Here is a 12111-nt window from a genome sequence, read left to right on the forward strand (position 1 = left end):
CTTTATGGGGTGACTGCGTACCTTTTGTATAATGGGTCAGCGACTTATATTCTGTAGCAAGGTTAACCGAATAGGGGAGCCGAAGGGAAACCGAGTCTTAACTGGGCGTTAAGTTGCAGGGTATAGACCCGAAACCCGGTGATCTAGCCATGGGCAGGTTGAAGGTTGGGTAACACTAACTGGAGGACCGAACCGACTAATGTTGAAAAATTAGCGGATGACTTGTGGCTGGGGGTGAAAGGCCAATCAAACCGGGAGATAGCTGGTTCTCCCCGAAAGCTATTTAGGTAGCGCCTCGTGAATTCATCTCCGGGGGTAGAGCACTGTTTCGGCAAGGGGGTCATCCCGACTTACCAACCCGATGCAAACTGCGAATACCGGAGAATGTTATCACGGGAGACACACGGCGGGTGCTAACGTCCGTCGTGAAGAGGGAAACAACCCAGACCGCCAGCTAAGGTCCCAAAGTCATGGTTAAGTGGGAAACGATGTGGGAAGGCCCAGACAGCCAGGATGTTGGCTTAGAAGCAGCCATCATTTAAAGAAAGCGTAATAGCTCACTGGTCGAGTCGGCCTGCGCGGAAGATGTAACGGGGCTAAACCATGCACCGAAGCTGCGGCAGCGACGCTTATGCGTTGTTGGGTAGGGGAGCGTTCTGTAAGCCTGCGAAGGTGTGCTGTGAGGCATGCTGGAGGTATCAGAAGTGCGAATGCTGACATAAGTAACGATAAAGCGGGTGAAAAGCCCGCTCGCCGGAAGACCAAGGGTTCCTGTCCAACGTTAATCGGGGCAGGGTGAGTCGACCCCTAAGGCGAGGCCGAAAGGCGTAGTCGATGGGAAACAGGTTAATATTCCTGTACTTGGTGTTACTGCGAAGGGGGGACGGAGAAGGCTATGTTGGCCGGGCGACGGTTGTCCCGGTTTAAGCGTGTAGGCTGGTTTTCCAGGTAAATCCGGAAAATCAAGGCTGAGGCGTGATGACGAGGTACTACGGTGCTGAAGCAACAAATGCCCTGCTTCCAGGAAAAGCCTCTAAGCATCAGGTAACATCGAATCGTACCCCAAACCGACACAGGTGGTCAGGTAGAGAATACCAAGGCGCTTGAGAGAACTCGGGTGAAGGAACTAGGCAAAATGGTGCCGTAACTTCGGGAGAAGGCACGCTGATATGTAGGTGAAGCGACTTGCTCGTGGAGCTGAAATCAGTCGAAGATACCAGCTGGCTGCAACTGTTTATTAAAAACACAGCACTGTGCAAACACGAAAGTGGACGTATACGGTGTGACGCCTGCCCGGTGCCGGAAGGTTAATTGATGGGGTTAGCGGTAACGCGAAGCTCTTGATCGAAGCCCCGGTAAACGGCGGCCGTAACTATAACGGTCCTAAGGTAGCGAAATTCCTTGTCGGGTAAGTTCCGACCTGCACGAATGGCGTAATGATGGCCAGGCTGTCTCCACCCGAGACTCAGTGAAATTGAACTCGCTGTGAAGATGCAGTGTACCCGCGGCAAGACGGAAAGACCCCGTGAACCTTTACTATAGCTTGACACTGAACATTGAGCCTTGATGTGTAGGATAGGTGGGAGGCTTTGAAGTGTGGACGCCAGTCTGCATGGAGCCGACCTTGAAATACCACCCTTTAATGTTTGATGTTCTAACGTAGGCCCCTTATCGGGGTTGCGGACAGTGTCTGGTGGGTAGTTTGACTGGGGCGGTCTCCTCCTAAAGAGTAACGGAGGAGCACGAAGGTTGGCTAATCCTGGTCGGACATCAGGAGGTTAGTGCAATGGCATAAGCCAGCTTGACTGCGAGCGTGACGGCGCGAGCAGGTGCGAAAGCAGGTCATAGTGATCCGGTGGTTCTGAATGGAAGGGCCATCGCTCAACGGATAAAAGGTACTCCGGGGATAACAGGCTGATACCGCCCAAGAGTTCATATCGACGGCGGTGTTTGGCACCTCGATGTCGGCTCATCACATCCTGGGGCTGAAGTAGGTCCCAAGGGTATGGCTGTTCGCCATTTAAAGTGGTACGCGAGCTGGGTTTAGAACGTCGTGAGACAGTTCGGTCCCTATCTGCCGTGGGCGCTGGAGAACTGAGGGGGGCTGCTCCTAGTACGAGAGGACCGGAGTGGACGCATCACTGGTGTTCGGGTTGTCATGCCAATGGCACTGCCCGGTAGCTAAATGCGGAAGAGATAAGTGCTGAAAGCATCTAAGCACGAAACTTGCCCCGAGATGAGTTCTCCCTGACCCTTTAAGGGTCCTGAAGGAACGTTGAAGACGACGACGTTGATAGGCCGGGTGTGTAAGCGCAGCGATGCGTTGAGCTAACCGGTACTAATGAACCGTGAGGCTTAACCTTACAACGCCGAAGATGTTTTGGCGGATTGAGAGAAGATTTTCAGCTGATACAGATTAAATCAGAACGCAGACGCGGTCTGATGAAACAGAATTTGCCTGGCGGCCTTAGCGCGGTGGTCCCACCTGACCCCATGCCGAACTCAGAAGTGAAACGCCGTAGCGCCGATGGTAGTGTGGGGTCTCCCCATGCGAGAGTAGGGAACTGCCAGGCATCAAATTAAGCAGTAAGCCGGTCGTAAAACCGGTGGTTGTAAAAGAATTCGGTGGAGCGGTAGTTCAGTCGGTTAGAATACCTGCCTGTCACGCAGGGGGTCGCGGGTTCGAGTCCCGTCCGTTCCGCCACTTATTAAGAAGCCTCGAGTTAACGCTCGAGGTTTTTTTTCGTCTGTATGTCTATTGTTGCCATAATTGCAAAAATCCTCTGCATTTTATGCCCTTTTTCCGCAACAGTCTAAAGTCCATAATCATCTCAGTTAACGAACATAGCATTAAAAGAGGCATATTATGGCTATCCCTGCATTTGGTTTAGGTACTTTTCGTCTGAAAGACGACGTTGTTATTTCATCTGTGAAAACGGCGCTTGAACTTGGTTATCGCGCAATTGATACCGCACAAATCTATGATAACGAAGCCGCAGTAGGTCAGGCGATTGCAGAAAGTGGCGTGCCACGTAATGAACTCTACATCACCACTAAAATCTGGATTGAAAATCTCAGCAAAGATAAATTGACCCCAAGTCTGAAAGAGAGCCTGCAAAAATTGCGTACCGATTATGTTGATCTGACGCTAATCCACTGGCCGTCACCAAACGATGAAGTCTCTGTTGAAGAGTTTATGCAGGCGCTGCTGGAAGCGAAAAAACAAGGTCTGACGCGTGAGATCGGTATTTCCAACTTCACGATCCCATTGATGGAAAAAGCGATTGCTGCTGTTGGCGCTGAAAACATCGCTACTAACCAGATTGAACTCTCTCCTTATCTGCAAAACCGTAAAGTGGTTGATTGGGCTAAACAGCACGGCATCCATATTACTTCCTATATGACGCTGGCTTATGGTAAGGCACTGAAAAATGAGGTTATTGCTCGTATCGCAGCTAAACACAATGCGACTCCGGCACAAGTGATTCTGGCGTGGGCTATGGGGGAAGGTTACTCGGTAATTCCTTCTTCTACTAGACGTGAAAACCTGGAGAGTAATCTTAAGGCACAAAATTTACAGCTTGATGCCGAAGATAAAAAAGCGATCGCCGCACTGGATTGCAACGACCGCCTGGTTAGCCCGGAAGGTCTGGCTCCTGAATGGGATTAAGCCTCTCTGACAGCTCCTCTGGGAGCTGTTTTTACATGCTCGCTAAGGAAATCGATAAAAGCCCGGATGCGCGTACTTACCGCACGGTCGCTGTAATAGACTGCACTGAATGGCATTTCCACTGGCAACACTTTATCTGCCATTAACTCCACCAATTCTCCGCGAGCGATTTCTCTGTCGATCATGTAGTCGGACAAACACGCAATCCCGTTGCCACTCAGGCAAAGCTGTTTCAGTGTTTCCCCACTATTGGATGACAAACCGTACTTTACCTCATGTAATTGTCCATCACTACAGGCTATCGGCCAGGTATTGAGGGAAGCGGGTTCAGTGAATCCCAGGCAAACATGTTGCTTTAAATCGTCGATCGTTTCTGGCTTCCCGTAGCGGGAAATATAATCGGGGGAGGCGATAATTTTTCGATAACTGTTAAATAACGGCCTGGCACGTAAGCTGGAATCCGTTAACGTACCAGCGCGTATCGCGACATCCACTTTTCTTTCGATCAAATTAATAATCGTTTCGGAGGAGACTAGCGATAAAGTAACTTCCGGATAGCGTTCACGGAAAGGCTTAATTAACGGCATCAGAAAGTGCAGCACCACTGGAGTTGCGGCATCGATCCGTAACAGTCCACGCGGTGTATTACGCGTCTCCATAATTTCTGATTCTGCCGCTGCCATCTCCTGCAAAATTGACTGTACGCGACGAAAATAACGCTCGCCTTCTTCCGTCAGGCTAAGTTGCCGCGTGGTCCGATTAAGCAGGCTAACGCCAAGTTTCATCTCCAGCTTTTTCACCGCCCGGCTTACCGCTGAGTTTGCTTGCCCTAATTGTTCCGCTGCCCGGCTAAAGCTGCCGCTTTCGACGACCGAAACAAAAATGGCGAGTTCTTCCGACGTGGCTTTCATTTTTGCTCCTGTTGCAAAATAGATGAGATATTTTGAATTTATTTGTCATTAAACCATCAGGATGCGTGATATGTCATCCGATTTAATGTTCTCAATAATGAGCAAATTTCTGACCGGTGTAAGCACTTGCTTACATAACAATATACAATTGCTCGTTGAAAGAGTGAGCTAAAATCCCTATAACAGTAGAACCCTCCCGAGTGCGGAAGGGTTGACGTAATAGAGGTTTCAAAGTCAAAAGTGCGAAAAAACACCTATGCCATGCGCTATGTTGCCGGACAACCTGCGGAAAGGATCTTACCGCCGGGGTCTTTTGCGAGCATCGGCCAGGCATTACCACCTGGAGAACCGTTAAGTACCGAAGAGCGTATTCGGATCCTGGTGTGGAACATATACAAACAGCAACGCGCTGAATGGTTGTCGGTATTAAAGAACTACGGCAAAGATGCGCATCTGGTGTTATTGCAGGAAGCGCAGACAACGCCAGAGTTAGTACAGTTTGCGACCGCTAACTATCTTGCCGCCGATCAGGTACCCGCTTTCGTACTGCCACAACATCCTTCTGGCGTAATGACCCTTTCGGCGGCGCATCCAGTGTATTGCTGCCCGTTACGTGAACGAGAACCCATTTTGCGTCTGGCGAAGTCGGCACTGGTGACGGTCTATCCATTACCTGACACCCGCCTGTTGATGGTGGTTAATATACACGCCGTCAACTTCAGTCTGGGCGTGGATGTCTATAGTAAGCAGTTACTTCCTATTGGTGATCAGATAGCTCACCACAGCGGCCCGGTCATTATGGCAGGAGATTTCAATGCCTGGAGCCGTAGAAGGATGAACGCGTTATATCGCTTTGCGCGGGAAATGTCGCTGCGCCAGGTGCGTTTTACCGATGATCAGCGCCGTCGGGCGTTTGGTCGCCCGCTCGATTTTGTTTTCTACCGTGGTCTGAACGTCAGCGAAGCTTCTGTACTGGTTACGCGCGCTTCCGATCACAATCCGCTACTCGTTGAATTCAGTCCCGGCAAGCCTGATAAATAAGGTATGTCAGGTCTGCCACAGGGCAGACCAACGTTTGGCGCTGCCCTTTTATACTCAAATAACAAAAGGACAGCGCAATGACAACACAATCCCACCATGACCACGTAGAAAAGCAGTTTAGCTCTCAAGCCAGCGAATATCTGACCAGTACCGTACATGCATCCGGACGAGATTTACAGCGCCTGGCGGAGCGTCTGGCTGATTATCCTGATGCAAGTGTACTTGATATGGGCTGCGGAGCAGGGCATGCCAGCTTTGTCGCTGCGCAGAACGTTAGCGCGGTGGTGGCGTATGACTTATCTGCCCAAATGCTGGATGTCGTGGCACAAGCTGCTGAAGCCCGGCAACTGAAAAATATCACCACCCGCCAGGGTTATGCCGAAAGTCTGCCATTTGCCGATAACGCATTTGATATTGTTATCAGCCGTTATTCTGCCCATCACTGGCATGATGTTGGTGCAGCACTGCGTGAAGTGAATCGGATATTGAAACCTGGCGGTAAGCTGATTGTGATGGACGTAATGTCTCCGGGTCACCCAGTGCGCGACATCTGGTTACAGACGGTAGAAGCATTACGCGATACCTCTCACGTACGAAACTACGCCAGCGGTGAGTGGTTGAGGTTAATCAATGAAGCCAATCTGATAGTTGATAATTTAATTACAGATAAGTTACCGCTGGAATTTTCTTCATGGGTCGCGAGAATGCGTACGCCAGAAGCGTTAGTAGACGCTATTCGCATTTACCAACAGAGCGCATCGACAGAGGTGAGAACGTATTTTGCCTTGCAGAATGACGGCTCTTTCACCAGTGATATCATCATGGTAGAAGCACATAAAGCAGCATAAATAAAAAAGGCACCGGGGGAATCGGTGCCTTTTTATTATCTGGTTTGTCAGGAATCTGGCATATTGTTGTTTTTCACAAACAACGTCAGCTTATCGCCTGGTTGCAGATTCACAGTGTCGCTGTTCCAGCGCATCACATCTTTGATGTTCACGCCGTGGCGTTTAGCAATGCTTGAAAGCGAATCGCCTTTGCGCACACGATACGTAATGCTATCGCTGTTGTTTGCAAGTCGCTGTGCGCTACTGCCTGCACCAATCGTCAAACTTTGGCCTGGCTTCAGCTTAGTTCCGCGCAGTTTGTTCCACTGCTGCAAATCTTTGGTACTTACGCCGAGGCGTGAAGCGATGCTTGAAAGCGTGTCGCCAGAGCGTACGGTGTAAACACGGCTGTTAAGCGGCGTATTGTCGGCAACCAATGTCGACTGTACGGCAGCAATTTCGCCAGAAGCCAGAGATTCACGCAGTTGATCTGCATGCTTCTTTGGCACCATCACGTACTGCGGGCCACTTGCGCCCAGCGTGGAGCCTTTCACGCCAGCGTTGAATGTCTTCAGCTTGCTGACGGAAATCCCCGCCATATCAGCAACCTTCGCCATTTCAACCGGGCTGCTCAGGTGCACACGCGCCAGAGCACGGCTTTCATCAGTCGTTGGCAGACGTACACCATAACGCTTGCTGTTTTTGAGAATATCACTCAATGCCAGCATTTTAGGCACGTACTGTTTCGTTTCCTGCGGCAACGGTAACGACCAGAAGTCCGTGGATTTCCCACGCGCTTTGTTCGTTTTAATTGCCTTCATGACCCGACCTTCGCCGCTGTTATAAGCCGCTACGGTCAGAAGCCAGTCGCCGTCAAACATCTTGTTCAGACGCTGCATCATGTTCAGCGCGGCAGTCGTTGAAGCAACAACATCGCGACGCGCGTCATAATTGCGGGTCTGTTTCAAACCATAATTGCGCCCCGTGCTCGGAATGATCTGCCAGATGCCTGCGGCATTGGCGCCAGACGTCGCGTGAGGATCAAAAGCGCTCTCCACTATGGGTAGTAGTACCAGTTCCATAGGCATGTTACGTTTTTTAACTTGCCCGGCTATCCAGTACATATACGGCTCTGCCCGTAAAGTTACATCGTGGAGATAGCTCTTATTGCGTAAATATTTCTGTTTCTGTTCGCGAATCCGGTCGTTTTCCGGAATTCCCATCTTTAGCTCGTCGCCAATGAAAGCCCACAAGTCACCATCTGGCGCGATAGACGTCCCATCGTCCATCCATCGTGCCTGACTTGTAAACTTTGCTGCTTCCCCTTGACCAGCTGCAGAAAGGCTCTGTGCGTGCTGTTGAACGTTGCCGGTACTCTGGCAACCCACGAGCAGGACAGAGGCGAGTAATATCGCTTTTGCCTTCATGTGTGTGTCAATAGTTGCTTAAAAGACGACCGATCATAACGGCGAACGGAGCCGATGACAAGAAAGTTTTATCAGAACCTATCTTTCTTTGACCTTAACCATGCAAAACGCTCTTCAGGTTGTTGCAATAATGTTTCTTCATTAATTACATTAATTAAATCAATATCTTCCGTTCTTAAAAAAACATTAATTTGCCGCTCATTTTTCAGAATTACGGGTAGTGTTATTTGATTTTTTGCCCGTAACTCCTTAACTTTACGATAATAATCATTTATGGACAAATCGTGCGGAAGAATACTCAAAGCAAACTTCATATTTGATAACGTATATTCATGAGCACAACATACCAATGTATCGTCAGGTAACGCACTTAACTTTTTAAGTGATTGATACATTTGTGATGGTGTCCCTTCAAACAACCGACCACACCCACCAGAAAACAGCGTGTCGCCGCAAAATAGATAAGGTTTACTGAAGTAACAGATATGTCCTAAAGTGTGACCCGGTGTGGCAATTACACTAAATTCATGCCCCAAAACGAAGGCAGTTTCGCCATCTTTGACTACCTGTGTTGTTCCCTTATCTTGTGTCTCTTGTGGACCATACACCACAATTTGCGGAAACTTTTTCACCAGTTCTTTCACGCCGCCAACGTGATCGTGGTGATGGTGGGTGAGAAATATGGCCTCCGGTTGCCAGTTATTGGCGGCAATGGCGTTTAATACCGGCTCTGCGTCTCCGGGATCGACAATCAGGCAACGACCTGCTTCATCATTCAAAACCCAGATGTAATTGTCATCAAAGGCGGGAATACTGTTAAGATTCATAGATTACCTCTCAGTGTGAAACGGAAGGTTGTGATGAAACCAGCAAGAGTCCCTCAAACTGTCGTGGCTCCTGATTGCTGGGGCGATTTGCCCTGGGGAGAGCTTTATCGCAAGGCGCTGGAGCGCCAGCTCAACCCGTGGTTCACTAAAATGTATGGTTTTCATCTGCTTAAGATTGGCAATTTAAGCGCAGAAATCAATTGCGAAGCGTGCGCGGTTTCTCATCAAGTGAATGTTTCTGCGCAAGGAATGCCCGTCCAGGTGCAGGCGGACCCACTTCATCTTCCTTTTGCCGATAAATCCGTTGATGTTTGTCTACTGGCACATACATTGCCGTGGTGCACCGATCCGCATCGTTTATTGCGTGAAACCGATCGGGTATTGATTGATGATGGCTGGCTGGTCATTAGTGGCTTTAATCCCATCAGTTTAATGGGATTGCGCAAACTTGTGCCGGTATTGCGAAAAAACTCGCCCTATAACAGCCGGATGTTTACTCTGATGCGGCAACTGGACTGGCTCTCTTTGTTGAATTTTGAAGTGCTGCACGCCAGCCGTTTCCACGTTCTCCCGTGGAACAAACACGGTGGAAAACTATTGAATGCGCATATTCCTGCGCTTGGTTGCTTACAACTTATCGTTGCCCGGAAACGGACTATTCCTTTAACGCTAAATCCGATGAAACAGAGTAAAAACAAGCCACGAATTCGCCAGGCGGTTGGTGCCACCCGGCAATGTCGTAAACCACAGGCTTAAACTTCGACTTGATAGCCTGTATCTTCCAGTGTGGGATTCATCGCCGCAGCACGAGCCAGTTCATCACAGCGTTCGTTTTCCGGGTGTCCGGCATGGCCTTTAACCCATTCCCATTTGATTTGATGCTGCCCCAATGCAGCATCAAGACGTTGCCAGAGATCGACATTTTTTACTGGTTTTTTGTCTGCTGTTTTCCAGCCACGTTTTTTCCAGTTATGGATCCACTGGGTGATCCCCTGGCGGACATACTGGCTGTCGGTACTCAAAATGACTTCGCAATGTTCTTTTAACGCCTCCAGCGCGACAATAGCGGCCATCAACTCCATACGGTTGTTGGTGGTGCGGGTGTAGCCAGCGCTAAAGGTTTTCTCGCGTCCGCGATAGCGTAAAATAGCGCCGTAACCCCCGGGTCCAGGATTACCCAGACACGAACCATCGGTGAAAATTTCTACCTGTTTAAGCATCTCTGGTAGACTTCCTGTAATTGAATCGAACTGTAAAATGACAAGTCTGACATAAATGACCGCTATGAGCACTGCAATTACACGCCAGATCGTTCTCGATACCGAAACCACCGGTATGAACCAGATTGGTGCGCACTATGAAGGCCACAAGATCATTGAGATTGGTGCCGTTGAAGTGGTGAACCGTCGCCTGACGGGCAATAACTTTCACGTTTATCTCAAACCCGATCGGCTGGTGGATCCAGAAGCCTTTGGCGTACATGGTATTGCCGATGAGTTTTTGCTCGATAAGCCCACATTTGCCGAAGTAGCCGATGAGTTCATGAACTATATTCGCGGCGCGGAGCTGGTTATCCATAACGCAGCGTTCGATATCGGCTTTATGGACTATGAGTTTTCGTTGCTCAAGCGCGATATTCCGAAGACCAATACCTTCTGTAAGGTCACAGATAGCCTTGCGGTGGCGAGGAAAATGTTTCCTGGCAAACGCAATAGCCTTGATGCGTTATGTGCTCGCTATGAAATAGATAACAGTAAACGAACGCTGCACGGGGCATTACTTGATGCCCAGATCCTTGCGGAAGTTTATCTGGCGATGACCGGTGGTCAAACGTCGATGGCTTTTGCGATGGAAGGAGAGACACAACAGCAACAAGGTGAAACAACAATTCAGCGCATTGTGCGTCAGGCAAGTAAGTTACGCGTTGTTTTTGCGACAGATGAAGAGCTTGCGGCACATGAAGCCCGTCTCGATCTGGTGCAGAAAAAGGGCGGAAGCTGCCTCTGGCGGGCATAAATACCTGTAAAAGGCGCTAAAAATAGCGACTTGGGCGATTTTTGCAGCAAACGATTCAAAAGATGAGAAAAACCGTTGACGAAGGGTGAGGCAATCCGTAATATTCGCCTCGTTCCCAACGGAACACTACGCGGAGCGGTAGTTCAGTCGGTTAGAATACCTGCCTGTCACGCAGGGGGTCGCGGGTTCGAGTCCCGTCCGTTCCGCCAATATTCAGAAAGCCCGAATCAGTAATGATTCGGGCTTTCGTCGTTTTGGTGAAGCGAGAATTTTTTCACTCAGGAAGTAAAACGAATATGATTTAAAAAATGGCCAGACATTATAAATTCTGGCCACTTCTGTTACTCCAGCGCATCCCATTTTTCCAGCAGTTCTACTGGAATTTCATTTATAACCTCCGAGAAGCGTTTTCCGACCAGGCGCTCTGCCTGGCGCAGCAAAGGAATGGTCGGGCTGCTCGGTTCGCTGTGCTCAAACCAGCGACGGATGACACGCAGGCGTTCCAGCGCGTCGTTCCGGTCGCGGATCTGCCTGGGTTCTGCGCCGGACATCGGTGATATTTCCTCCGCGATATGCACCGGTAGCGCAATCTGCTCTGACGATATCTGTTCAGTATGAACGATGGCGGTGCTCTCCGGCTGTTCAACCACTGGTTGTGGCAGGATCTCCGGCGTGGTGGTCCGTATCGCTCCCGGCAACAGAGCCAGCAATTGTGTCAGACGGGATAGGTTCGGTGCCTGTTCATTCAGCGTTTCACGCGCATGGCGTTGCAGCCGCTCAGTGGTCTCTGCGGCCTGGCGAAAGGCGTCAAGTGGCAGTGCGCCGCGCGCTTCCAGGTCGGCCAGTTGCTGGCGTACCGATTCCGGTGCCAGCGCATCCGCCGGGCGTGATGCAGACAGCGAACGCTCCACATCCCGTACCTGAAGGCGCATGGCGACATTATTTGACAGCGTGATACCCCGGATATCCGCCATTACGCCTTCGTGGTCCAGCAACGCCGCCAGCGCGTTACTGCGTGCCACAGCCGCCTCTTCGGCGGTGATATCTTCAGTCGCGAGCAGTTGCGGGTGGATGGCGTCCGGGTACGTGGCGCACAACGTTTCCAGCAGCGTGAGTACCTCCGCCAGTCCCCTGGCACCGGCCTGCTGGATACGGCAGCGCAGCAGGACAACCAGAATACGGATATCTTTACTGCGCGTCAGCAGGCGGCGGGCATCCCGCTCAAGCTCCGCCCAGTTAATGATTTCCGGCGTACTGACAAAATCGCCATATTGCGCTTCTTCACGCGGTGCGGCGCGGGTGAACAGCAGCAGGTACTCGGGATCGTACTCCAGATCCGGGCCGCAGGGGCATTCCGCCGAAACAGGGTCAGACAGGGATGTATCCATAAAA

The 12111-nt window shown here is 50.4% G+C and carries 10 protein-coding genes, 2 tRNA genes and 2 rRNA genes; 9 read left to right on the top strand and 5 right to left on the bottom strand.

Annotated features, from left to right (window positions below; genetic code table 11):
- From ATB02_RS00005 to dkgB, 4 genes are all read left to right on the top strand, one after another.
- A 23S ribosomal RNA gene (locus ATB02_RS00005) occupies window positions 1-2363 on the top strand; the annotation flags it as partial.
- A 94-nt stretch (window positions 2364-2457) separates the two neighbouring features.
- Window positions 2458-2573 (top strand): 5S ribosomal RNA (rrf, locus tag ATB02_RS00010).
- Between the two features lie 54 nt (window positions 2574-2627).
- Window positions 2628-2704, top strand: a tRNA-Asp gene (locus tag ATB02_RS00015).
- Window positions 2705-2866: 162 nt separating this feature from the next.
- Window positions 2867-3670, top strand: coding sequence for a 2,5-didehydrogluconate reductase DkgB (gene dkgB, locus ATB02_RS00020; RefSeq protein WP_088542378.1), 804 nt, complete (start codon window positions 2867-2869; stop codon window positions 3668-3670).
- Here dkgB and yafC read toward each other — a convergent pair.
- Window positions 3667-4581 (bottom strand): DNA-binding transcriptional regulator YafC, encoded by a 915-nt coding sequence (gene yafC / locus ATB02_RS00025; protein WP_032302443.1) that lies wholly within the window; start codon window positions 4579-4581, stop codon window positions 3667-3669. The genes dkgB and yafC overlap by 4 nt on opposite strands.
- Before the next feature lie 240 nt (window positions 4582-4821).
- Between yafC and ATB02_RS00030 the strand changes: the two genes are divergently transcribed.
- Both ATB02_RS00030 and ATB02_RS00035 read left to right on the top strand, forming a co-directional pair.
- A complete protein-coding gene (locus ATB02_RS00030) occupies window positions 4822-5622 on the top strand; it encodes an endonuclease/exonuclease/phosphatase family protein (protein ID WP_001230983.1) in 801 nt (266 codons plus the stop codon).
- A 77-nt stretch (window positions 5623-5699) separates the two neighbouring features.
- Window positions 5700-6470: a class I SAM-dependent methyltransferase gene (locus ATB02_RS00035; RefSeq protein ID WP_105270881.1), complete on the top strand. Its 771-nt coding sequence runs from the start codon at window positions 5700-5702 to the stop codon at window positions 6468-6470.
- A gap of 47 nt (window positions 6471-6517) precedes the next feature.
- Here ATB02_RS00035 and mltD read toward each other — a convergent pair whose 3' ends face one another.
- Together mltD and gloB are read right to left on the bottom strand one after the other, a co-directional pair.
- The gene (gene mltD, locus ATB02_RS00040) at window positions 6518-7876 is read right to left on the bottom strand and encodes a murein transglycosylase D (RefSeq protein ID WP_105270882.1); all 1359 of its coding nucleotides are present in this window, start codon (window positions 7874-7876) and stop codon (window positions 6518-6520) included.
- 71 nt (window positions 7877-7947) lie between these two features.
- Window positions 7948-8703: a hydroxyacylglutathione hydrolase gene (gene gloB, locus ATB02_RS00045; protein WP_001052732.1), complete on the bottom strand. Its 756-nt coding sequence runs from the start codon at window positions 8701-8703 to the stop codon at window positions 7948-7950.
- Between the two features lie 33 nt (window positions 8704-8736).
- Between gloB and ATB02_RS00050 the strand changes: the two genes are divergently transcribed.
- Entirely contained in the window at window positions 8737-9459 is a 723-nt protein-coding gene (locus ATB02_RS00050; protein WP_001353445.1) for a class I SAM-dependent methyltransferase, read from the top strand.
- Here the strand turns inward: ATB02_RS00050 and rnhA are convergent.
- Window positions 9456-9923 (bottom strand): ribonuclease HI, encoded by a 468-nt coding sequence (rnhA, locus tag ATB02_RS00055; protein WP_000917883.1) that lies wholly within the window; start codon window positions 9921-9923, stop codon window positions 9456-9458. The genes ATB02_RS00050 and rnhA overlap by 4 nt on opposite strands.
- Window positions 9924-9987: 64 nt before the next feature.
- Here rnhA and dnaQ point away from each other — a divergent pair, with 64 nt between their 5' ends.
- Window positions 9988-10719 carry a DNA polymerase III subunit epsilon gene (dnaQ, locus tag ATB02_RS00060; RefSeq protein WP_001353444.1) on the top strand — a complete coding sequence of 244 codons (732 nt, stop codon included), beginning with the start codon at window positions 9988-9990 and terminating at the stop codon, window positions 10717-10719.
- A 132-nt stretch (window positions 10720-10851) separates the two neighbouring features.
- Window positions 10852-10928, top strand: a tRNA-Asp gene (locus ATB02_RS00070).
- A 132-nt stretch (window positions 10929-11060) separates the two neighbouring features.
- On the opposite strand, the gene ATB02_RS00075 is transcribed toward ATB02_RS00070, so the two are convergent.
- Complete coding sequence (locus ATB02_RS00075) at window positions 11061-12107, bottom strand: type VI secretion system protein TssA (RefSeq protein ID WP_103253956.1); 1047 nt, start codon at window positions 12105-12107, stop codon at window positions 11061-11063.
- Between the last annotated feature and the right edge of the window lie 4 nt (window positions 12108-12111).

This window comes from Escherichia sp. MOD1-EC5189 (assembly GCF_002966045.1).
GTDB lineage: Bacteria > Pseudomonadota > Gammaproteobacteria > Enterobacterales > Enterobacteriaceae > Escherichia > Escherichia coli_F.